This is a genomic window from Glutamicibacter sp. NPDC088483 (assembly GCF_044753145.1).
Classification (GTDB): domain Bacteria; phylum Actinomycetota; class Actinomycetes; order Actinomycetales; family Micrococcaceae; genus Glutamicibacter.
Window position 1 is genome coordinate 313,357 of sequence record NZ_JBIVMP010000003.1, and the last position, 21,914, is coordinate 335,270.

The window sequence follows — 21,914 nt, forward strand, 5'->3', positions numbered from 1 at the left end:
TTTAACAGCTGGTTCATACCGCTGATGGGTTCCCGTCGATGTACCATCGACACTTCATGCGAGGGAATTCATGAGCCAACTTTTTGACCTGTCCGGACGCCTGGCCCTGGTCACCGGATCCTCCCGCGGCATTGGCCGCGAACTTGCCAGTGCCTTGGCGGATGCCGGTGCCACCATCATCCTTCACGGCCGAGATGCGCAACGCCTGGCCGAAACTGCCGCCGAATTCGGTACCCGCCATGGCACCGAAAGAATCCATAGCGCCTGCTTCGATGTCACCGATGATGCCGCCGTGCGCGAGAACATCGCAGCCATTGAAAAGAACATCGGCCCCATCCGCATTTTGGTGAACAACGCGGGTATCCAGCACCGCGTGCCCATGCTGGATCTGGAGGTGGCTGACTGGCAGCGCGTGATCGACACGAACCTCACCAGCGCATTCCTGGTAGGCCGAGAAGTCGCACGCTCCATGGTGCAGCGTGGCGAAGGCAAGATCATCAACATCTGCTCGGTGCAAACCGACCTGGCCCGCCCCACCATCTCCGCCTACACCGCGGCCAAGGGCGGCCTGCGCAATCTCACCCGCGCCATGACCGCCGAATGGGCTGGTTCGGGACTGCAAATCAACGGCATCGCACCGGGCTACATCCACACCGAGATGACGCAGAATCTGGTGGATGACGAGAAATTCAATTCCTGGATTCTGGGCCGCACCCCGGCTGCCCGTTGGGGAACTGTCGAGGATCTGGCCGGACCAGCAGTTTGGTTGGCCTCGGATGGATCGAACTACGTGAACGGGCAGACCATTTTCATCGACGGAGGCATGAGCGTTGTCGTCTAATTCCCTCGCCACCAGCACGTTGGCCGTCGTGGCCCATGCAGCCGGTGATTTGCGTATTGAACAAATCGAGCTGGCAGCGTCGCGAGCAGATGAAGCACGCGTTGCCATCGCTTACGGCGGTATTTGCGGATCAGACTTGCATTACTGGAGCCACGGCGCCGCCGGGGAATCGATCCTCAAGGCTCCAATGGTTCTCGGGCATGAAATCGTCGGGACCGTCATGCAGGCCGCCGCTGACGGCAGCGGGCCGGCAGCCGGAACCAAAGTCGCCGTGCACCCGGCAACACCAGGCGAGACCGGGGAACCCTACCCGGCCGACCGCCCGAATCTTTCCCCGGGGTGCACCTATCTGGGCTCGGCCGCCCGCTACCCGCACACCGAGGGCGCATTCGCCCGCGAAGTGAACCTGCCATCACGCATGCTGCGTGAGCTGCCTGCTGGCTTAGCACTGCGTGATGCGGCACTGGCAGAACCGGCTGCGGTTGCTTGGCATGCGGTGTCGCGCGCCGGTGAAGTCGCCGGCAAGAAGGTGCTGGTTATTGGTGCTGGGCCGATCGGAGCTCTCGCTGTAGCAGTGCTCAAGCGTGCCGGAGCCAAGGAAATCATCGCAGTGGACATGCACGAGAAGCCGTTGGAAATCGCCGGGAAACTCGGTGCCACTTCAACTTTGCGCGCCGGTGACCAGGAAGCTCTTGCCCAGGTGGGCGCGGACGTGGTGATCGAGGCCAGCGGCAACTTCCGCGGGTTGGCCTCCGCCGTGCGCGGTGCCGTGCGCGGCGGTCGAGTGGTCATGGTCGGGTTGCTGCCCTCTGGAGAACAGCCGGCGCTTATTTCGCTGGCTATTACCCGCGAGCTGGAACTGGTTGGTTCCTTCCGCTTCAACGACGAAATCGACCAGGTGCTTGCTGCCCTGGCCGACGGGTCGCTGCAGGTTTCCGAGGCGGTTACCCACGAGTTCGCGGTCGCCGATTCGCTTGAAGCTTTTGAAACGGCGAAGGATTCGGCTCGCTCCGGTAAAGTCCTGCTGAACTTCCTGGGGCAGTAGTTGGCTTCAGCTAGAAGTGCACCGCGGCGGCCCCTGAAGTCGGGGGCCGCCGCGGTGCTCTTTGCTTCAGCGAACTCTAGTTGGTCTCTGCGATGCTTACCGCGGTTGTCACGGGCACCGGATTGGCGAAGAGGTCCAGCACCGGGCAGTGGGCATCCACTGCGCGGCGCAGTTCTTCATAGCGTTCAGCTGATTCCGGTCCGGCAATCCGGATGTCCAGATCCACCGACGAGAAGCCGGGGCGGATGGTCTGGTCGATGCCGAAGAGTCCGCGGACATCGAGGTGGCCATTGGCCTGGATCTTCACGTCGTCCACCTGGATGCCGAGGTTCTGCGCGTACAAGCGGTAGACCACAACCTGGCAGGAGATGAGCGCTCCGAGCGCGTATTCCACGGGGCTTGCGGCCAGGTCGCTGCCACCCAGGGCAGCTGGCTCGTCGACCTGGAAGGTGTGCTTGCCCGAGACAATGTTGCTGGCTACTGAATCGAAGCCTTCGCCCTCCACAGTGAAAGTCAATTGGGCACTTTGCGGGGCAGCCGAAATTCGTTCGCCCCAGCCCTTGCCTGCTTCCTGCAGGCGCTGTGCGCGGTCTTCGGATACGGTTGGGGCAGATGCTGCATTAGTCATGGGGAATTGATCCCCTTTCTGGCGCAAGGGGCGCCATCGCTTACGCATCTTGGCTGTCAAGATGCGTCGAATCTTCACCTGGGGCACCCCGCACAATGACGCAGGAGGGTTGCCGTCCACTCAGCCAGGGCTCAAAGAGTGGAACTCGTGATTCAGTGATTAATTTCTATCGGTTGCAGGGCCCGCGGGTAAAGGGCAGAAGTAACTTTTCGTCACCGGGCATCTTGCTTTCCGGCTCGCTAAGATGGAATCTAGCTCTCGGGCGCCCACTGCACGAACAATGAACGGCGAGTATGGAATTCCAGCTGACACTTTCTGCGGCCCAGACCTTGGTGACCGAATCCGAATACAACCTGGGCCAGTTCCTGTGTGATTCCGGAAAAGTGCAGATCGCCAACCGGGTAATGCAACCGGGATCTACCCGCATCTCCGGTGTGGTGCTGCGCGAATCGGTGATGGCCCAATTGGAAATCACCGAGGGCAATATCAGCTTCACCAGCTTCTGCGGGAAGCATCCGGGGGTTCAGTCCTGTGAAGATGTCGCCGCCTTGCTCATCGAGGTCACCACCGAAGAAGACCAGGGCTTCTTCGTCTCCGACTCCGGGGTGGATCCCCACGCATGGAAACGCAATAGCAAGCCGCAGTGGGAACGTAGCCTTGACCGTCTGCTTCCAGTCATTTCCGATGAGCCGCTGGCTGTCGAAGAACCGCTGGGATTGATCCTGAAAGTGGTCAGCGAACCCCGTTATGGCGGCGAGGACGCGCTGACCTTGCAGGCACGCCCGGCCCGCCAGGGAACCAAGAGCCCCTGGATCCAAACCGGGATCAGCTGGCGCAATGTTGCTTTTGATGCGCGGTTCTCCAAGAAGCAGCGTCGTGCGGTCGTTGAATTGGACCGGTTGCGTGAACACGTTGAACAAGATACTTATCGCCATTCGTGGGATCCCAAGGAGTGGATCTCCTTGATGGATCTTCCAGGCCAGGACCTGCTGGATGCGTTCGAAGCCCTGCGTGAAGCTGGAGTGCAGATCGTCAACGGTGGTTCTACGGCCAAGGCCCCGGTGGAGTTCAGCGAGCAACCAGCCATGGCACACGTGGATGTGCGTCGCGGTGAACATGGCCTGAGCATTGAAGGGAAGCTGCGCGGGCCGAGCGAAGAGCACGTCTACCTCTTGCCCATAGGCACGCCGCCGACCTTGTTGACTTACGCGTCCAGCCCCTTGCCGAAGGCCAGGGAAATCGGTTTGGCCCGGTTCGCTGAACCGGTCACGAAGGAACTGGCCACATTTATTGAATCCGGTGCGCAATCCATCCCGCAGGAAGGCGTTGAGCTTTTCGAGCGCCAGCACCTGGATCGATTGCGCCTGATGGCACCGTTGAAGAGCGAGGATGACAGCTACAGCATCCCTGTTCCAGCACGCCCCAGCCTCAAGCTGTCCCTGGAGAGCATCCGAACTCCGCTGACCGTGAGCTATTCCTGGGAGTACGCCTCCGCGGGCCCCCGCCAGTATGCCGTGGAAAAGGAAATTGCTGCTTCGGTGCAGGACAAGCTCGGCGCGCAGGCTTCCTTGGGGCAACTGACCTCTTCAGGAATCTTCCCGCCGAAGGAATTCAGCACCTCCGAATCCATCGATTTCTTGGTCTACGCATTGCCGCTCTTGGCAGAGCATCCTGATGTGGTCGTTGAAGAGCAGAACAGGCTGCCGAAGTACCGGATCAGCCACGCGCCGGCCGCTGTCAGTGTCGAAGCCGGCGAAAGCACGGGGGACTGGTTCGACTTGTCTGTGGAAGTGCTCCTGGACGAGACCAAGGTCCCGTTCCCACTGCTGCTGGAGGCCTTGACCAAGCAAGATGAGTATCTCGTCCTCGATGACCTTACGGTGATCCCGATTGATGGTGCAGATTTCACGCAGCTGCGCCAGCTGATATCAGAGGCCGGGGAGCTGGGCACGGTGCAGGGCGATACGATCCGCATCCATAAGTTGAGCATCGACTGGTGGCAAGAACTGGTGGATCTGGGCATTATCGAAGCCCAGCACAACCAGTGGCTGCAGACCATGAAGGCGCTGCAAAGCGGTGAAGAAATGCAGCCGGTCCAGCTAGCGGAAACGTTCAACGCTGAACTGCGCCCGTATCAGGGCCACGGCCTATCCTGGCTCAACTTCTTGCGTACCCATGATCTCGGTGGCGTCCTTGCCGACGATATGGGTCTGGGCAAGACCGTCCAGCTGCTGGCTTGCCTTGAACAAGCGCGCGTCGAGGATCCTGCACAGAAATTCCTGGTGCTGGCTCCTACCTCGGTGGTGGGTAACTGGATCAATGAGGCGCAGCGATTTGCGCCGCAGATGAGCGTCACCGGCGTTACTTCAACAGCTAGAAAGAGCGGCCAAAGCATGGCTGCGCAGATCGGTAATGCCCAGCTGGTAGTTACCAGCTACACGATCTTCCGCCTGGCCTATGAGGATTTCGAAGCAGCCGGCTTCAACGTCATGATCATGGACGAGGCCCAGCAGCTGAAGAACCATGCCTCCAAAGGCTATAAGCAGGCCCGGCAGCTGCCAGTGCCGTGCAAATTCGTGGTCACTGGCACACCCATGGAAAACAACCTGATGGAACTGTGGGCGTTGGTCTCACTGGCTGCACCGGGCCTGTTGGGCGGTGCGAAGTCCTTCAAGGACAACTACCAGAAACCAATTGCCGACGGAGACCAGGAGCGCTTGGAGCGCCTGAAGAGCCGTCTGCGTCCGTTCGTGCTGCGCCGTACCAAGGAACAGGTCGTTCCAGAGCTGCCGGCGAAGACCGAACAGGTGCTGGAAGTCGAACTGGAGCCGGGGCACCGCAAAGCCTATGACCGCCGCTTCCAGCGCGTGCGGCAAGAAGTCCTGGGCCTGGTTGACGACGTTGATTCGAATCGCTTCCAGATTCTCCAATCGCTGACCTTGCTGCGCCAGCTGGCCTTGGATCCGTCCCTGGTAGGGGAGGGCGATGCCCCGAGCGCGAAGCTTGAAATGCTGCGCGAACTCATGGGGGACGCGGTTTCTGAAGGGCATAAGATTCTGGTCTTTAGCCAATTCACCAGTTTCTTGGCCAAGGCACGCGACGTCGCTGAAGAGCTGGGCATTGAGCACGGATACCTTGATGGGTCCACAACTGGCCCTAGGCGCAAGGAACTGATTGACGGTTTCGGCGAGGGAGATTTCCCGGTCTTCTTCATCTCGCTGAAGTCCGGCGGCTTCGGCATTAACCTCACTTCCGCCGACTACTGCATCTTGCTGGACCCATGGTGGAACCCGCAGGCCGAAGCCCAGGCTATTGACCGGGCCCACCGCATTGGGCAAACTCGTCCGGTCTATGTGTACCGCTTGGTGGCAAAGGACACCATCGAATCCAAGGTGCTCGCGCTGCAGGCCAAGAAGACGCAGCTGTTCAATGATGTCCTGGGAGAGACTGCCCAAGCCGCGCAGAGTGCGGCGTTAAGCGCCGATGATTTCCTGGCGCTGATGGAGTGAGCCTAAAAAGCTGAAGCCTTGGAAACCAGAAGGTCTCCAAGGCTTCAGCTGAAGATCGGGAACTAGAGAATCTGTTCAAAGCTGTCGTTGAGGCGGTGCAGGAGATCTCCAAAATTCTTCAGTTCGGCGGCTTCCCATTCCTTGAGCTGGCGGCGCAGTTCCTCACGCAGCGTGTTACCGCTGGAGCGCCACTTCTCCTTGGCGATTTCTGTTGCCGAGACCAGCTGGGCCCGGCCATCGGAAGGATCCTGGGTGCGGGTGACAAGTTCCAGAGACTCGAGGTGCTGCACGAGGCGGGAAATAGTCGCCTTGTCCAGACGCAGTTTTTCTGCGAGTGCTCCCTGTTGCTGGGCTTCATCACGGATGACCACTGCAAGCAAGCGGTACCCCGGATCCTGCAGGTCCGGGTGGATGATCTTGGCGCGACGGATCAGCATCTGGCGGGCGCGCAATAAGATGGCGGTGAATTCTTCTTCGACCGTCTGCATCAGTTCTTCTTCTTGCATACAAACCATTCTAAAGATTAATGGTCAATAAGTCTGATATTGGAAACCGCAGCCGTTCGAAGCCGAAGTGTTGAACGTACTGCGAATCCCCAGCTGAGCGTAATTAATGGCTTGGAAAAGACTGGCCAGGCAACGCCTGATGCCTGCAAAGCCGTACAGTTCCACTTCTCCGGCGCAGCTTAGGAACGACTTGCCAATTGCATTTGTGATTAGAGAAGCAATAGATTTCCGCCGCCGCTCAGAAGCAGAGCAAGAAAGCCATGGCCTCCGTTGCCGCTGGCGTTGGACCCAACGTGGTGCGGCGAATCTGTCCGCACTGTCCACGGGCCTCTTGGAGAGCATTGAGGGTCTTGCATGAATTGGATATCGGGATTCATGAAAATAAAGCTTGACGCTTCAACTAATGGTTGGTAGTTTTTAATCATGAATCAGCTATCCGATACCCCTCCCGTCTTGTTCCTTAGCCATGGTGCACCGCCACTCGCCGACGACCAGCGCTGGACCCAGGAGCTGGCTAGCTGGTCCGGCACTTTCGAGAAGCCGAAAGATATTCTGATGATCTCCGCGCACTGGGAAAATGCGCCGGTGACGCTGAGTGCTACCCAGCAGAAGAACGAATTGGTCTACGACTTCTGGGGCTTCGACCAGAAGTACTACGACGTTCGCTACGATGCGCCAATGGCGCCCGGGCTGGCCAATGAAGTCGAACGGCTGACCTCGGCCTATGGCCATCACGTGGAGCGCGACGAGACGCGTGGACTGGACCATGGCGCCTACGTGCCGCTGAAGGAAATGTTCCCGGATGCGGATGTACCTGTGGTGCAGATGTCCATGCCAACACTGGATCCTGCAGGACTCTTTGATCTGGGCAAGAGCTTGGCACCCTTGCGCGAGCGGGGAACCTTGATCGTTGGCTCCGGATTCACCACCCACAACTTGCGCTGGTTCAACCCAGCCGGCGGGCCGGATTCGGCGCCGCCATCGGCCTCCAGCGAGTTCGACCACTGGGCTGAGGAGGCGATGGTCCGCGGGGATGTGGACTCGATCCTCGACTTCCTGCACAAGGCCCCGGCGGCCCGTGAAGCGCACCCTCGCTCGGAGCATTGGGCTCCGCTGTACGTTGCGCTGGGAGCGGCATACGCCTCGGGTGGAATCGATGCCAAGACGGCAATTGACGGTTTCTGGTACGGCCTGTCCAAGCGCTCCTGGACCTTGAGCTAGGCGATCTCCCTATCTTTCCCGCAGCAAGCGCGGCACCGATTGGTGCCGCGCTTGCGCACGTAATAGTGGACTTTTCTGGTCGATCCTCTAGCTGGCGGCTACCGATGCATCATCAATGCGGAACAAGGTAGCTTGCGAGCTGTCTTCCACGCCCTTGAAACGTAAAGTAACGGTCTTACCGCGGAAGTTGTTCAGGTCAACAGCCTGCAGTTCGTAGGACGAGTCGGCATCCAAGTTCGACCAGGTGCCCACGTTGTAGGTTCCGTAGCCGTCCAGAACCTGTACGGTCAGCTTGTCGTACTGGCTATAGGCAGTAGTTTCATTGGTCAGCACATGCAGGTAGAACTCCAGCTGCGCATTGGTGGCATCTGCCGGGATGGCGACCTTCTGGTCCAGGGTGTAGGTGTTGGAATTGCCCCAACCATTCAGCCCAGCTAATCCGCTGCCGGAGCGGGCTGCCGAGCCGGACTCGAAGGTGTCGGCGCGGTTGGCGGTCCAGTAATCCGCCCCGTTCTCGAAGCCAGCATTCTTCAGCAGGTTGCCGCTTGGCTCCGGATCCGGAGTTGGCTCCGGGGTTGGTGTTGGGTTTCTGCCGTCCAGGGCATTCATGATCTTGGCGGCATCCACCAGTCCGGCGCCGCAACCGATGCTGCAACCGCCTGGCATCGCGCGGGTGCCCTGCTTCAACGCAGTTTCCACGGAGGCGGGGGACATCCCAGGGTCTGCCGACTTCATCAGTGCGACCATGCCCGCTACGTGCGGGGTGGCCATGGAAGTGCCCTGGTAGAAGGCATAGCCCTGGCTGGATGGAGTAGTGGTGCCGGTATTGATGGTGGACAGCACGCCTTGGCCGGCGTAGCGGGTGTCGCCACCAGGTGCGGTGACGTCAACGGCCGAGCCGTAGTTCGTGTAGTACGACGGAGCGCCCGAAGGGTTGCTTGCCGCTACGGTAATGACGTTTTCGCAGTTGGCCGGGCGGGAATTCGAAGCGTTCTGGCTTTCGTTGCCGGCGGCAACTACCACCGAGGTGCCGCGCGAAACCGCGGCGTTGATGGCCGCCTGGTAGGTAGTTCCGCAAGCGCCGCCACCGCCCAGGGACATGTTGATGGTGTCTGCCGGGGTTGGGTTATTGGCAATTCCCGGGACCGCACCGCCCGAAGCCCAAATGATGGCATCGGCGATATCGGACAGGCTGCCGCCGCACTTGGCCAGGACGCGGACCGGCTGGATCTTGGCATCCGGTGCAACTCCGGCCACGCCGCTGGAGTTGTTGGTGACTGCGGCTACGGTGCCGGCCACGTGGGTGCCGTGCCAAGAGGAATTGCCCGAGTAGCTGCCGCCGCATTCACCAGCGGCGTACCAGTCGCCCTCATCCTGGGGGTTCGCGTCGCGGCCGTTGCCGTCGCGGGCCGAGGCAGAGCTGGAGACGAAGTCGTAGCCGGAAACGATGTTGGCGTTCAGGTCCGAGTGCGAGGTGATGCCGGTATCCAGGACTGCGACGATGCTGCCCTCGCCGGTGGCGATGTCCCAGGCCGAAGGCAAGCGCATCCCGTTGGTGCCGCTGTAGTGCCACTGCTCGCCGTACCGGGTGTCGTTAGGCGTCATGGAAATCTTCATGATGGCATCGGGTTCCACCGATTCCACGAGACCAGACTGCGCAATATCGGCCATGAACTCCTTGGCGCCGTTGCCCTTGAGTTTCTTGTCGGCCTTCACCACGAAGCTGCCGGTGGCCATGGCTCGCATTTCCTTGACGGTAACGCCTGCTGCCTTGGCTGCTTTGCCCCAGGCCTTGGCGCGGGAGGACTTGCCCGTCTGCGTGGCTGAAGCCTTGTAGGTGACGATGAACTGGTCGTAGGCCTCGCCTGATTGCACCGAACCGATCTTGACCTTGTCTTCGCCATTTGCCTTGGGGAGGGACTTTTCAGCGGGAGCCGACACGGGGGAGGCGGTAGCTGGCAAGGCGCCAGCGCCGAAGCCGCTCATGCCGATCACTACGGCCGCGGAGACGGCCAGGGTTCTCCGAAGAGGGGTAGAAAAACGTGCCATTGATGTTCTCCTTGTAGGGTTTTTGGGCGCACAAAGGTCGGTGATCAATCGATGTGGTGTGTGCCGGTAGGAGCGTAACTGCTCGGCAACTCCTAAAGGAAGTACTTCTCAAATAAATCTTTTATATTCGCTCATGTACTAAAAAGGTGTTTCACATATTTCTGTGGAACTATCCCGGCGGACTCGCAGATTCGAAAAATGAATGATGGTTATCTGCATGTTTGGGGAGTTCGAAATTTTCAGATCCGCACTGACCATGGAAAACACATAATTATTTGCATAGCGAACGCTATCTTTCCGAAGTTGTTTCACGCTAGAAGTACATTCCGGGATCCAGCTCTCCTGGCGTCGAAGCCGTGTTCCAAGCGTGATAGGTATCTTGGCTAATTCATTGAATAAATGGGGTCCCTCCGGATTCGGCACCGTGCGATGGCCGATAGCGCCTTGGTTGCCAGCTCATCGGCTTGAGGCTTCGCCAACTAATCAGTTCCGCCGAGTTACCCTTCGGGAGACAGCTGGCAACGGCTTGCTTCGGCAAGCTCAAGATGCCCACCGGAGCGAATACCGGTGCTGCACGTATCTAGCCCAGCAAGAAGGCAATTACCAGCACACTGGGAAAGGTCAGCAGGGTGCTTGCCAGCACCACTTCGCGCGGCACGGCGACGGGCAGCTTGAATTGCTGGGCAAACAGCAAGACGTTTTGCGCGGTTGGAAGCGCCGCCATGATCACCACTCCGATAAGTTCGATTCCGGATAGGCCGAAAACGAAGCGGGCTACGAGCCAGGCGAGCAAAGGCATGAAGAACACCTTGAACGCGGTCGCCAGATAGATTTCGCCGCGCAGGTTCTTATCTGACAATGGACGCTGGCCGTATAGCGCCATTCCAAAGGACATCAGCAACAGGGGGATGGATGCGTCGCCAATCATTTGCACTGGCGCACGAATGACTTCGGGCAGTGCCAGGCCAAAGAAGGAGAACACCGCACCGAGGAAGGTCGCAATAGTGACAGGGTTGGCGATGGACTTGAGGATCATTTTCGCACCGGGCAGGCTATCCGCGCCACCGGACTTGGCGCGGGAGAGCACCGCGAACATGCACAGGTAGACGGGAGCGATGATCAGCAACTGCGCGATGAGCACCGACACTACGGGACTGGTGCTGCCCACCGCATAAAGGGCCAGCGGCACACCGATATTTCCAGCATTCACATAACTCGTGGACATGGCCGCAACGGGCAGCCGACGAGCTGGAGTCTTGAAGACCAGCCGCGCGACCAAGGCATAAGCGGAGCCGGTCAGCACGGCAACCATCAAGGCTATCGGGGTGAATACACCAACCACCGCATGCAGATCGGTGCTGGCAAGCAGAGTGAACATCAGGGCGGGGTTGGTGATGTAGAAGATGAGCGGGGTCAGCCCCTGGGCAATGGCCGCGCGTTGTCGCGGCAGTGCGACCGACGTCAGCAGGCCGATGCCGATGAGGATCAAGACAACGGAGAATCCCTGTAGAACTCCTTGCATATTGCCTTTCCCGCCCGGTACTGGTGTTCCCAGCTCCGGGGCTTCTCGAAGCCGTGGACGGCGAGGGTGCGAAAGCTCCCTCTACCGTCCACGGTGCATTATTCAGATTCCCTGGCAGCCTGTCAGCGAACCAGCGCGGGACTCTTCGAATCGAAGGTCCAGCCGGGAATCAGGTATTGCATGGACACCGAGTCGTCACGCGAGCCCAACCCATGTTCCAGGTACAGTTCGTGGGCTTGGGCGACCCGATCCATGTCCAGGCTGACACCCAAGCCGGACCGCTGCGGAACCTTGATCTCTCCGTCCCGAATCACCAATGGTTCCTCGGTCAGGCCCTGTCCATCCTGCCAGATCCAGTGGGTATCGAGTGCCGTGATCTCGCCCGGAGCAGCGGCGCCGACCTGGGTGAACATCGCCAGCGAGATGTCGAAGTGGTTGTTCGAGTGCGACCCCCAAGTCAGTCCGAACTCGTTGCACAGCTGGGCAACACGCACTGAACCGGACATGGTCCAGAAATGCGGATCTGCCAGGGGGATGTCTACCGCATTGGTGCGCACCGCGTGCGCCATTTCTCGCCAGTCAGTCGCAATCATGTTCGTGGCGGTCTGCAGACCGGTCGCCCTGCGGAATTCGCTCATGACCTCGCGGCCCGAGAAGCGGCCCTCAGGGCCGCACGGATCCTCGGCATAGGCCACCACTCCACGCATGCGCTTGCCAAGCCGGATAGCATCTTCGAGCAGCCAGCCGCCATTGGGGTCAAGCGTGATCCGGGCTTCGGGGAAGCGTTCCTTCAAAGCGATGACAGCATCGACCTCGGAGTCCCCGTCCTGGACGCCGCCCTTCAGCTTGAAATCCTTGAACCCGTAACGGGCCTGAGCCGCCTCGGCCAGGCGCACCACGGCTTCTGGTGTCATGGCTTCCTCGCGGCGCAAGCGCTCCCAGTCGTCGTTGCCCTGCGGTTCGCGCAGATACGGCAGATCCGTCGTATCCGGGTTGCCCACGTAGAACAGGTAGCCGAGCATCGGAACCGCGTCGCGCTGCTGCCCGTCGCCGAGCAGTTCGGCCGCCGGCACTCCGAGGAACTGGCCGTGCAAATCCAGCAGTGCAGACTCAAGTGCGGTGACTGCGTGCACGGTGGTGCGCAAATCGAAGGTCTGTGCACCGCGTCCGCCGGAATCGAGGTCTGCGAAGCGGGCTGCCACCTGGCGCAGCAGCGAACGGTAAGTCGCCACAGGGGCGCCGGTGATCAGTGTGCCGGCCTCCTCTATGGTCGAACGGATCGCTTCGCCGCCAGGTACCTCGCCGAGGCCCGTGCGGCCCTCGGAGTCAGTGATGATGGCGATATTGCGGGTGAAGAACGGCCCGTGCGCCCCGGAGAGGTTCAGCAGCATGGAGTCGTGCCCGGCGACCGGGATGACCTTCACCGAGGCAATGGTGGGCTGGGAAGTCATGGACTATTCGCCTTTCGCCTGCAGGACGCCGTCGATCCGGCGGGTCAGCTTCCACGGATTGTCTTCCGCGATGGGCTTGGGCAAAAGCGCTTCCGGGAAGTTCTGGTAGGCGACCGGGCGCAGGAAGCGCTCGATGGCCAGGGTGCCCACCGAGGTGGTCCGCGGGTCGGACGTTGCCGGGAACGGACCTCCGTGCACCATCGCGTGGCCCACTTCCACACCGGTTGGCCATCCGTTGACCAGGATGCGCCCGACCTTGGTTTCCAGCGTCCCGATGATCTGCCCTGCGGCTTCGTGATCCGAATCGTCCAGCTGCAAGGTGGCGGTGAGCTGGCCTTCCAGCCGGCCCAGCGCGGTTTGCAGCTGTGCGGCATCGGCGTAGCGAATCACCAGCGAGGCGGCTCCGAAGATTTCGTCTTGCAGCACCGGGTTGGCCAGCAGCTGCTCCACTCCAGCGGTGTAGATGGCTGGTGCCGGAGCGTTCTCGGTTGCCCCTTCGGTGCCACGGCCCAGCAGTTCGACACCGTCCTGGCTGCCGAGCGCTTGGACACCAGCGGTCCAGGAATTGTAGATTCCCTCGGTGAGCATCGTCTGCCCGGAAGTTTCCGGTGCCTGGCCGCTGACGGCGCGGGCGAATGCGTCGCCGGCAGCTCCGGTGGGAACAAAGACGAGTCCCGGTGCGGTGCACAGCTGCCCGGAAGAACCGACAACAGAAGCCAAGTAGGCCTTGGCCTGTGCAACGGGATCCTGAGCCAATGCTCCCTCGAAGAAGATCACCGGGTTGATGGAGCTCATCTCGGCATACACCGGGATGGGTTCCGGTCGCGCGGCCGCGGCGGCCATCAGGGCGGTGCCGCCGGCCCGCGAGCCGGTGAAGCCCACGGCCTTGATGGCCGGATCCTTCACCAGGGCTTGGCCGATCGACGCGCCGGGGCCATAAACCAGTGAGAAGACTCCCGGGTGCAGCCCGAAGTCGGCGACGGCCTTGCTGATGGCATGGCCAACAATCTCGCTGGTTCCGGGGTGCGCATTGTGGGCCTTGAAGACCACCGGGCAGCCGGCCGACAGCGCGCTGGCGGTGTCGCCGCCGGCGGTGGAGAACGCCAGCGGGAAGTTCGACGCGCCGAACACCGCGACCGGGCCCACCGGGATCTTGCGCTGCCGGATGTCCACGCGCGGGGCTGGGGTGCGCTCGGGCAGGGCCGGATCCACGCGCACGCCGTGCTGGTCGCCTTGGCGAACGACCTGCGCGAACAGCCGCAGCTGTCCGGTGGTGCGTCCGCGCTCGCCGGTCAGGCGCGCCTCGGGCAAGCCGGTTTCGGCCATGGCGCGAGCGACCAGTTCGGCGCCCACTGCCTCGATGTTCTCCGCGATGGCTTCCAGGAACTCTGCGTGCTTCGACGGTTCCAAGGACCGGAAGGACTCGAAGGCCTCGGCCGCCGCAGCGGTGGCCAGCTTCAGCTGCTGCTCATCGATGAGGCTGTAGGCAGGTTCCAGGCGCTCGTTGGTCGCCGGGTTATAGCCGTTGACCTTGCGCCCGTTGCCTTCGGTGCTGGCGCCGGCGAGGATGGACTGGCCGGTGAGGTTCTGCGTGGTTGTGCTCATGAATTGCTCCTGAGTCGACTGATTGGTGTGTCGTAAAGTGCCAGTACTGGTTAGAGGCTCGCGCCGGCGGGAACGATGCCTGCCTGCTGGATCAGCGCGGACAGGTCCGCCAGGTCCTGCTCGGTCAGATCCTGCAGCGGCGGGCGCACCGAGCCGGAGTCGCGGCCGATGGCCTTCAGCCCGCCCTTGACGATGGATACGCCGTAGCCCTTGACGCGGTCGCGGATTTCCAGGTACGGCAGCACGAAGCGGTTCAGCTTCTCGTTGACCGCCTTCAGGTCCTGGGCGCGCACATCCTTGTAGAAGTCCAGCGCGAATTCCGGAACGAAGTTGTACATGGCCGAGGAGTAGGTGCTCATGCCCAGCTGCAGCAGCGGCAGCGCGAAGGTCTCCGCGGTAGGCAGCCCGCCCAGGTAGAACAGGCGGTCGCCGTTTTTGGCGTACACCTTGGTCAGGTGCTCGATGTCGCCCAGCGCGTCCTTGAAGCCGATGAAGTTCTCGTGGTTATCGGCCAGCCGGGCCACGGTGTCCGCCGAATAGATCGCGTTGGCGCGGTTGTAGACGATTACGCCGGTCGTCGTCGATGCGCAGATGGCCGACGCGTGCTGGTAGAGCCCTTCCTGGTCGCATTCGGTCAGGTATGGCGGCAGCAGCAGCAGGCCCTCGGCCCCTGCGGCCTCGGCGTCTTGCGCATTCTGGATGGCCTGCTTGGTCGAACCGCCGGCCGAGGCCAGCACCGGAACCTTGGAGCCGGCTTCTTCCACTGCCATGCGGACCACACGCGAGGCCTCTGCCGGGGTCAGCGTGAAGCCTTCGCCCGTGCCTCCGGCGGCGAACAGTCCCGCGACATCGAAGCTGGACTGCCAGGCCAGGTGGTTGCGGTACGCGGCCTCGTCGATTTCCAGGTTCGCGTCGAATGCGGTGACCGGGAAGGAGAGCAACCCGTCCTTGAGCTTGGAGGCAAGTTCGGCGGGGGTGTACTGGGCCATGGTTTGTTCCTTTGACTGGTTCCCACCTCAGGCGAGGCGGGAAAGCTGGGGGCGGTGCATTGGTATTACCCTCAGCCTAGGAACCCTCTATGATGCCTGTCCAAGCCCATATTTGTATTGTTTGATACCTACTGTGCATCATTCAGCGTGCAGCGCGTGGCGCACGATCGAGACCACCCGTTCCAGCGCCGGATTGCGCGAGGACTTGCTCCAGATGGCGTGCAGCTGCACTGGATCGTCGGTAACCTCGCCCAGCCGCAGGTAGCTGACCCCGCCCACGCCTAGCAGCTTGGCACTCTCCGGGACGAAAGCAATACCGCGCCCGGCGGAGACCAGCGCGAGCATGGTCAGCACCTGGCTGACGGTATGGCGCACGTTCTTGTGCTCGATGTCGACGCGGCGCACCACCAGGTCGTAGAAGTAGCGGGCCTTGGTGGGGGAGTGCATGATCAGCGGTTCGTTGCGCAGGTCATCGAACAATACCTCCCGCTGCAGCCGGGCCAGCCGGTGGCCGGAGGGCACTGCCACGTAGAGCCCCTCGGTTAATAGCAGTGCGGATTCGAAGAGCTTCTCGTCGAAGGGCGGGCGGGCTAAGCCCAGATCGATGTCGCCGTCCAGCAGGGCGTCGACCTGCTCGCCGGTCACCATTTCCGACAGCTCCAGGTGCACCTGCGGCATCTGCGCCGAGATTTCTCCCAGCAGCGGGCCGAGCAGGCTGAAGCCCGAAGCCGCGGTGAAGCCGATGCGCAGCTCGCCCAGCTGGCCGGCGGCGATGCGGCGGGCATTGTCCGGGGCACGCTCGGCGGCCACGACCAGCCGGCGCGCATCCTGGAGGAAAGCGTGGCCCGCCGCGGTGAGGGCCACGCGGCGGTTGTCGCGCTCGAGCAGTTCCACGCCGACCGTGCGCTCGAGTTTCTGGATCTGCCGGCTCAGCGGCGGCTGGGTCATGTTCAGCCGCTCGGCGGCACGGCCGAAGTGCAATTCCTCGGCAACGGCAACGAAACTGCGTGCTTGGTCCAGAGTAAACATTTGATACCTTTCTGGAATCATTCTATGCACATTCAACCTTGGACATGCATCACTTCAAGTTTCTACGCTTGACTCCAAGACCAGCAAGGTGAGCTGTCTCACTCGAGGCCTCGGCCGGGGTCCCACACTCGACACCACAGGAGAACTTCCCATGAAAAATCGCTTGACTCGCCGCTCGCTGCTCGCCCTCTCGGCCACTGGCGCGGTACTAGCGCTTTCCGCCTGCGGCGGCAACGTCGGCGGGGGCTCGGCCTCCGCCGAATTCCCCAGCGGCCCCATCACCCTGACCGTCGGCCAGGCGCCTGGCGGCTCCACCGACCTGATCGCGCGCGCCGCGGCGGACGGCATGGCGGATTCCCTGGGCGTGGCCCTGCCCGTGGTGAACAAGCCGGGCGCCAACGGCGCGCTGGCCACCGAAGAAGTGGCGGCCATGGCCCCGGACGGGCAGAACCTCGTGCTGCTCAACGCCTCGTTGATCACCATTACCCCGCTGGCGGTATCCGCGGACGAGGCGGTTTCGCTCGATGACCTCGATGTCCTCATGGGACTGAGCCAGGATGACTACGTCATGGTAGCCAGCACCAAGTCGGGGATGGAGAACTTCGATGACATCAAGAACAGCGGCAAGAAGCTGTCCTTCGGCACTACCGGCGTGGGCACCGGCTCGCAGCTGGCCCAGGAACTGATCCTGGCCCAGGCGGGCATCGAAGGCACCACAGTACCATTCGACTCGGGTTCCCCGGCACTGACCGCCGTCATGGGCGACCAGGTACAGGTCTCCACAGTGCAGCTGGGCGAAGCCAAGCCGCAGATCGACGCCGGCACCGTCACCCCGATCGTGGTCTTCTCCTCCGAGCGCAATGAGTTTCTTCCCGATGTGCCCACCGCCATCGAGGCAGGCTATGAAGTCCCGGTCTCCCAGTACCGCGCCATCGCAGCCCCGAAGGGCCTGAGCGATGACGCCAAGCAGAAGCTGGTGGCCTCCATCAAGGACGCGGTAGCCACGGACACCTACACCTCGTTCAACGAGAAGAACATGCTGACTCCGAACGAGATTTCCGGCGAGGAAGTCACCGCCGAATGGAATGAGCTGGCCGCGAAGTACAAGGAACTGACCGATGAGTACGACATCTCGCTGGCCGGCAAGTAGCCTCCCGGCAGCCAGCTGATCCGGAACACTTCAAGCACAGGACAACATCATGCAAGCCAAACACGTTGAACGCCCGCCGGTGCCCGCCGCGCCCCGCGCGGAATCCGGCCCGGTGCAGCCCGAGGACGATTCGTCGCCCGAGGAGCTGACCCCGGAGGAACTCGCCGCCCAGTGGGAAGCCGAGGCCCCGGAACCGGCCGGACCGGTGGCGAACCTTGCCTCCAGCCTGGTGGTGCTCGCGCTGGGCTGCGCCGGCATGGCGCTGTCCGTTGGCCTGGGGCTGGGCACCCCCGCGGCGCCCAGCGCCGGGATGTGGCCCTTCATTGTCACGCTGATTGCCGCCGTCATGGCCGTGGTGCAGCTCATCGTGGGCAGGCGCGGCGGGCAGGACGGGGAGAAGTTCAGTGCCATGAGCTGGTACACCGTCATTGGTTTCGCCACCCTGATCCTGATGGTGGTGCTCATGCCGCTGATCGGCTTCGAGATTCCCGCGCTGCTGCTGTGCTTCGTGTGGATGCGCTGGCTGGGCGGTGAGCGCTGGCGCTCTGCCGCCTTGTATTCGGTGCTGGTGGTCGTGGCCTTCTACGCCATCTTCATTGCCGCGCTCGGCACCACGATTCCCCGACTGTTCTAAGTCGCAATTAAAGGTTGACTCCCATGGACTTCTTCGGACCAGTCCTGGACGGCTTCGGCACCGTCCTGGACCCCACAAACCTCTTGTATTGCCTGCTCGGCGTTGTCATTGGCATGCTGATCGGCGTGCTGCCGGGCCTGGGCCCGGCGGCCACGATCGCGATCCTGCTGCCGTTGACCTACGGTGTCGAGCCGGTGACCGCCATCATCATGCTGGCCGGCATCTTCTACGGTGCCCAGTACGGCGGCACGATCACCTCGGTGCTGCTGCGCCTTCCCGGCGAGGCCAGCTCGGTGGTGACGGTCTTCGACGGCTATGTCATGGCCAAGCAGGGCCGGGCCGGCACCGCACTGGGCATTGCCGCCATCGGCTCGTTTATTGGCGGCACGATCGCCATTGTGGGCCTGACCTTCCTGGCTCCGCTGGTGGCCAGTTTCGCGCTGGACTTCGGCCCGCCGGAGTACACGGCGCTGGCGCTGCTGGGCATCTTGCTGGTGGCCACCATCTCCGGAGGCTCCAAGATCAAGGCGATCATCGCCGCGGCGTTGGGCCTGTTCCTGGCCACGGTGGGTCGCGATGGCTTCACCGGGGCCGAGCGCTTCACCTTCGGCAACCTGTCGCTGGCCGACGGGATCGACTTCGTGCCGATCGCCATGGGCCTGTTCGGCGTGGGCGAGATCCTCTACAACCTGGAGGAGCGGCACCGGGCCGTGTCCGCCCCGCTGAAGGTGGCCAACGTGTGGCCGCGGAGCCAGGACCTGAAGCAGGCCTCCGGGGCGATCGGCCGCGGGTCGGTGCTCGGCTTCTTCCTGGGCATCTTGCCTGGCGGCGGCGCGACGATCTCCTCGCTGGCCTCCTACGCGCTGGAGAAGAAGACCGCCAAGGACCCTACGCGCTTCGGCAAGGGGGCGATCGAGGGTGTCGCCGGACCGGAAACCGCGAACAATGCGGCGGCGACCAGCTCGTTCATCCCATTGCTGACTCTGGGCATTCCTGCGAATGCGACAATGGCGATCATCTTCGGGGCGTTACTGATCCAGGGGGTCACCCCCGGCCCGCAGCTGATCTCCAATGACCCGGAATTGTTCTGGGGCGTGGTGAACTCGATGTATATCGGCAACATCCTGCTGCTGATCATGTCGATCCCGCTGATCGGGGTATTCGTGCGGATCCTGCGCATCCGCGCCGCGATCCTGGCGCCGATCACCGCGTTGATTACCCTGCTGGGCGCGTACACCATCCGCAACTCCATGTTCGACGTGATGCTGGTGGTCATGTTCGGCGCCGTGGGCTACCTGATGAAGAAATTCGGTTTCGAGCCCGGCCCGCTGGTGCTGGCGTTCGTGCTGGGCAGCCTGCTGGAATCCAACCTGCGCCGATCCCTGCTGGTGCTGGAAGGCGACCCCTCGGGTTTCCTGTCCCGACCCATCTCCGCAACGCTGCTGGTGGTGTTCGTGTTCGTGGCCGTGTGGCCGATGATCAAGTCCGCCATCGATCAGCGCAAGAACCGCTTGGTGGCCGTGCAGGCCGTAAAGGAAAAGGAAAACGCATGAGCATCATCGTGGGATACGTCCCCACCCCAGTAGGGCAGGCCGCCGTCGACGCGGCCATCATCGAGGCGAAGCTGCGCGCCGAACCGTTGCTGATCGTGAACTCCTCGCGCGAGGGGTCGCTGGTGGACAAGCACACCGCTTCGCCCGAGGACCTGGAACGCGTGCTGCTAGCTGCCGCCGCGGCGGGAGTCGAGGCTCGCATCGTGGAGTCCAGCTACCGTGATGACCTGACCGAGGAGTTCCTGGGGCTGGCCGAGAAGCACAAGGTGTCCTTGATCGTCATCGGGCTGCGCCAGCGCAGCCAGGTGGGCAAGTTCATCATGGGCTCGCACGCCCAGCGAATCCTGCTGCAGGCGCAGCATCCGGTGCTGGCCGTCAAGGCCGGCTGACCCGCTACCGCACCGCTGCCAAGGGCCGCGGAAGGCTTCAATGGAAGCCTTCCGCGGTCTTTGCGCGTCCACGGTCCGGTGGCTCCTCAATGGTTACAGCGCTTCAACTATTGTGAGGCTCGTCACTCAATGAATGGTTCCCGGGGAGCGCCGAAACGCCGAGCCGAATGCGCTACCGGGCGCGGAGTGCCGGAATGTCGCGGGATCGCGGGGATGGCCGCCACCCGGGCACGCAACGCGATGCCGGCTGGGTATCAAAACATGCGGATCGAGTCTTGGACGGGAGCGATCCCGGCTTACTAACGGGACTACAGGCACATGGCGATATGCGGCAGATCACGTAAACCCAAGCCCTCGCCGCCACCCGCGATGCCGAGATTCCACCCTTTTCCAAAGTATTCCCCAGATCGGAGCCCCTTTATGCCCCTGCTTGTCGTAGCGCTGGCGGTAGTCGTGCTGCTGATCCTCATGATGAGGTTCAAGCTCAACGGATTCATCGCCCTGATCCTCGTCGCCACCCTCGTGGCCTTCTGGGCCGTCGCCACCGGATCGCTGAGCGTGGACGGCGAGCCCGCGGGCGTCGCTGACATCCCGGAGATCATCACCGAGGGCCTGGGCGGGCAGCTGGGAAGCACCGCCGTCGTCATCGGCCTGGGTGCCATGATTGGCCGCGTCATGGGCGACGCCGGGGCGGCGCAGCGCATTGCCCGCAAGATCCTCTCGGTCTTCGGCGAGCGTGGCGTGCAGTGGGCCATGATCATTTCCGCGATGCTGATCGGCGTGACCATGTTCTACGAGGTCGCGTTCGTGATCCTGGTGCCGGTCGCCTTCACCCTGGTGCGCGCCACCAAGGTCAACCTGCTGTGGGTGGGCCTGCCCATGTCCATTTCGCTGTCCACCATGCATTCCTTCTTGCCCCCGCACCCGGGTCCGACCGCAGTGGCCGGGCTGTACAACGCATCGGTCGGATTGACGCTGGCCTACGGCCTGCTCATCGCCATTCCGGCCGGTGTGGCCATTGCGATGGCCTGGCCGCGGCTGTCCTTCGTGCGGCAGATGAACCCGCAGATGCCCTCGGGGCTGCTCGCGGAAAAGGACTTCGCCGACGACGAGCTGCCCTCGGGCGCCTTGTCCTTCCTGGTGGCGCTGCTGCCCATCGTGCTGATTGCCGGTTCGGAAATCCTGCGCATGACCGTGACGCTGAGCGAGGAGGCCGACGATGTGCTCGCGCTGCTGGGCTCGGCGGAAATTGCGTTGCTGATCGCCCTGCTGGTGGCGATTGCCGCCTTCGGCCCGCTGAACAACCGTTCCATGGCGCAGGTCGCCAAGTCGATGAGCGAGGCCGCGCGGGCCATGGCCATGATCCTGTTGGTCATCGGTGCCGGCGGTGCCTTCAAGCAGGTGCTGGTTTCCGCCGGCATTGCCGACTACATTGCGGACACCACTGCGGGGTGGAATCTCAGCCCGCTGTTCCTGGCCTGGATCATTGCGGTGATCCTGCGCATCGCGCTGGGATCAGCTACGGTGGCGGTATCGACCGCCGCCGGCATCGCTGCACCGCTGGTCGCGGCCACCGGAGCGTCGCCTGAGCTGATGGTGCTGGCCACCGCCTGCGGCTCGATCGCCTTCAGCCACGTGAACGACCCGGGCTTCTGGATGTTCAAGGAGTATTTCAACCTCAATGTCGGGCAGGCGCTCGCGGTGCGCACCACCTACACCACGACGTTGGCGGTACTCGGGTTGCTCGGGGTCTTCGCACTGGACCTGGTGATCACCTAGGCCCGGTACGGAAC

17 protein-coding genes and 1 riboswitch are annotated in these 21,914 nt (G+C 62.4%); of the genes, 9 read left to right on the forward strand and 8 right to left on the reverse strand.

Going from position 1 to position 21,914, the window contains the following annotated elements:
• Positions 1-70: 70 nt before the first annotated feature.
• Complete coding sequence (locus ACIP6G_RS08245) at positions 71-841, forward strand: SDR family oxidoreductase (protein ID WP_332594597.1); 771 nt, start codon at positions 71-73, stop codon at positions 839-841.
• A complete protein-coding gene (locus ACIP6G_RS08250; RefSeq protein ID WP_400289478.1) occupies positions 831-1,886 on the forward strand; it encodes an L-idonate 5-dehydrogenase in 1,056 nt (351 codons plus the stop codon). The genes ACIP6G_RS08245 and ACIP6G_RS08250 overlap by 11 nt, the downstream gene beginning before the upstream one ends.
• Positions 1,887-1,962: 76 nt before the next feature.
• On the opposite strand, the gene ACIP6G_RS08255 is transcribed toward ACIP6G_RS08250, so the two are convergent.
• Entirely contained in the window at positions 1,963-2,514 is a 552-nt protein-coding gene (locus ACIP6G_RS08255) for an OsmC family protein (protein ID WP_133834033.1), read from the reverse strand.
• Between the two features lie 31 nt (positions 2,515-2,545).
• Positions 2,546-2,667, reverse strand: a riboswitch (SAM riboswitch).
• Between the two features lie 140 nt (positions 2,668-2,807).
• Between ACIP6G_RS08255 and ACIP6G_RS08260 the strand changes: the two genes are divergently transcribed.
• Positions 2,808-6,023: a DEAD/DEAH box helicase gene (locus ACIP6G_RS08260; RefSeq protein WP_365943365.1), complete on the forward strand. Its 3,216-nt coding sequence runs from the start codon at positions 2,808-2,810 to the stop codon at positions 6,021-6,023.
• Between the two features lie 62 nt (positions 6,024-6,085).
• Here ACIP6G_RS08260 and ACIP6G_RS08265 read toward each other — a convergent pair whose 3' ends face one another.
• Positions 6,086-6,529 carry a MarR family transcriptional regulator gene (locus tag ACIP6G_RS08265; protein ID WP_365943366.1) on the reverse strand — a complete coding sequence of 148 codons (444 nt, stop codon included), beginning with the start codon at positions 6,527-6,529 and terminating at the stop codon, positions 6,086-6,088.
• A 423-nt stretch (positions 6,530-6,952) separates the two neighbouring features.
• Here ACIP6G_RS08265 and ACIP6G_RS08270 point away from each other — a divergent pair, with 423 nt between their 5' ends.
• Complete coding sequence (locus ACIP6G_RS08270; protein ID WP_359185434.1) at positions 6,953-7,750, forward strand: class III extradiol ring-cleavage dioxygenase; 798 nt, start codon at positions 6,953-6,955, stop codon at positions 7,748-7,750.
• An 87-nt stretch (positions 7,751-7,837) separates the two neighbouring features.
• Here ACIP6G_RS08270 and ACIP6G_RS08275 read toward each other — a convergent pair whose 3' ends face one another.
• The 6 genes from ACIP6G_RS08275 to ACIP6G_RS08300 all read right to left on the reverse strand — a co-directional run bounded on the left by ACIP6G_RS08275 (position 7,838) and on the right by ACIP6G_RS08300 (position 16,395).
• Entirely contained in the window at positions 7,838-9,799 is a 1,962-nt protein-coding gene (locus ACIP6G_RS08275) for a S8 family peptidase (RefSeq protein WP_365943367.1), read from the reverse strand.
• A 580-nt stretch (positions 9,800-10,379) separates the two neighbouring features.
• Positions 10,380-11,321 carry an AEC family transporter gene (locus ACIP6G_RS08280; protein ID WP_400289481.1) on the reverse strand — a complete coding sequence of 314 codons (942 nt, stop codon included), beginning with the start codon at positions 11,319-11,321 and terminating at the stop codon, positions 10,380-10,382.
• Positions 11,322-11,443: 122 nt separating this feature from the next.
• Positions 11,444-12,772, reverse strand: a complete 1,329-nt coding sequence (locus ACIP6G_RS08285; RefSeq protein WP_359185440.1) for an enolase C-terminal domain-like protein — start codon at positions 12,770-12,772, stop codon at positions 11,444-11,446.
• Between the two features lie 3 nt (positions 12,773-12,775).
• Positions 12,776-14,377, reverse strand: coding sequence for an aldehyde dehydrogenase (NADP(+)) (locus ACIP6G_RS08290; protein WP_365943370.1), 1,602 nt, complete (start codon positions 14,375-14,377; stop codon positions 12,776-12,778).
• 50 nt (positions 14,378-14,427) lie between these two features.
• Positions 14,428-15,366, reverse strand: coding sequence for a 5-dehydro-4-deoxyglucarate dehydratase (gene kdgD / locus ACIP6G_RS08295; RefSeq protein WP_105656281.1), 939 nt, complete (start codon positions 15,364-15,366; stop codon positions 14,428-14,430).
• A 138-nt stretch (positions 15,367-15,504) separates the two neighbouring features.
• Positions 15,505-16,395 carry a LysR family transcriptional regulator gene (locus ACIP6G_RS08300; protein ID WP_105656282.1) on the reverse strand — a complete coding sequence of 297 codons (891 nt, stop codon included), beginning with the start codon at positions 16,393-16,395 and terminating at the stop codon, positions 15,505-15,507.
• A 151-nt stretch (positions 16,396-16,546) separates the two neighbouring features.
• Between ACIP6G_RS08300 and ACIP6G_RS08305 the strand changes: the two genes are divergently transcribed.
• From ACIP6G_RS08305 to ACIP6G_RS08325, 5 genes are all read left to right on the forward strand, one after another.
• A complete protein-coding gene (locus tag ACIP6G_RS08305) occupies positions 16,547-17,545 on the forward strand; it encodes a tripartite tricarboxylate transporter substrate binding protein (protein WP_105661987.1) in 999 nt (332 codons plus the stop codon).
• A gap of 49 nt (positions 17,546-17,594) precedes the next feature.
• Positions 17,595-18,179, forward strand: a complete 585-nt coding sequence (locus tag ACIP6G_RS08310) for a tripartite tricarboxylate transporter TctB family protein (RefSeq protein ID WP_365943371.1) — start codon at positions 17,595-17,597, stop codon at positions 18,177-18,179.
• Between the two features lie 23 nt (positions 18,180-18,202).
• Positions 18,203-19,732, forward strand: a complete 1,530-nt coding sequence (locus ACIP6G_RS08315; RefSeq protein ID WP_365943372.1) for a tripartite tricarboxylate transporter permease — start codon at positions 18,203-18,205, stop codon at positions 19,730-19,732.
• Complete coding sequence (locus tag ACIP6G_RS08320; RefSeq protein WP_365943373.1) at positions 19,729-20,121, forward strand: universal stress protein; 393 nt, start codon at positions 19,729-19,731, stop codon at positions 20,119-20,121. Before ACIP6G_RS08315 ends, ACIP6G_RS08320 begins: the two co-directional genes overlap by 4 nt.
• Positions 20,122-20,541: 420 nt before the next feature.
• Positions 20,542-21,900, forward strand: coding sequence for a gluconate:H+ symporter (locus tag ACIP6G_RS08325; protein ID WP_105656287.1), 1,359 nt, complete (start codon positions 20,542-20,544; stop codon positions 21,898-21,900).
• The last annotated feature ends 14 nt before the right edge of the window (positions 21,901-21,914 follow it).

Coding starts and splice junctions, on each gene's coding strand:
- ACIP6G_RS08320 (WP_365943373.1), top strand. CDS start 19,729: ATGAGCATCATCGTGGGATACGTCCCCACCCCAGTAGGGCAGGCCGCC.
- ACIP6G_RS08305 (WP_105661987.1), top strand. CDS start 16,547: ATGAAAAATCGCTTGACTCGCCGCTCGCTGCTCGCCCTCTCGGCCACT.
- ACIP6G_RS08285 (WP_359185440.1), bottom strand. CDS start 12,772: ATGACTTCCCAGCCCACCATTGCCTCGGTGAAGGTCATCCCGGTCGCC.
- ACIP6G_RS08245 (WP_332594597.1), top strand. CDS start 71: ATGAGCCAACTTTTTGACCTGTCCGGACGCCTGGCCCTGGTCACCGGA.
- ACIP6G_RS08325 (WP_105656287.1), top strand. CDS start 20,542: ATGCCCCTGCTTGTCGTAGCGCTGGCGGTAGTCGTGCTGCTGATCCTC.
- ACIP6G_RS08270 (WP_359185434.1), top strand. CDS start 6,953: ATGAATCAGCTATCCGATACCCCTCCCGTCTTGTTCCTTAGCCATGGT.
- ACIP6G_RS08275 (WP_365943367.1), bottom strand. CDS start 9,799: ATGGCACGTTTTTCTACCCCTCTTCGGAGAACCCTGGCCGTCTCCGCG.
- ACIP6G_RS08300 (WP_105656282.1), bottom strand. CDS start 16,395: ATGTTTACTCTGGACCAAGCACGCAGTTTCGTTGCCGTTGCCGAGGAA.
- ACIP6G_RS08265 (WP_365943366.1), bottom strand. CDS start 6,529: ATGCAAGAAGAAGAACTGATGCAGACGGTCGAAGAAGAATTCACCGCC.
- ACIP6G_RS08290 (WP_365943370.1), bottom strand. CDS start 14,377: ATGAGCACAACCACGCAGAACCTCACCGGCCAGTCCATCCTCGCCGGC.
- ACIP6G_RS08255 (WP_133834033.1), bottom strand. CDS start 2,514: ATGACTAATGCAGCATCTGCCCCAACCGTATCCGAAGACCGCGCACAG.
- ACIP6G_RS08315 (WP_365943372.1), top strand. CDS start 18,203: ATGGACTTCTTCGGACCAGTCCTGGACGGCTTCGGCACCGTCCTGGAC.
- kdgD (WP_105656281.1), bottom strand. CDS start 15,366: ATGGCCCAGTACACCCCCGCCGAACTTGCCTCCAAGCTCAAGGACGGG.
- ACIP6G_RS08280 (WP_400289481.1), bottom strand. CDS start 11,321: ATGCAAGGAGTTCTACAGGGATTCTCCGTTGTCTTGATCCTCATCGGC.
- ACIP6G_RS08310 (WP_365943371.1), top strand. CDS start 17,595: ATGCAAGCCAAACACGTTGAACGCCCGCCGGTGCCCGCCGCGCCCCGC.
- ACIP6G_RS08260 (WP_365943365.1), top strand. CDS start 2,808: ATGGAATTCCAGCTGACACTTTCTGCGGCCCAGACCTTGGTGACCGAA.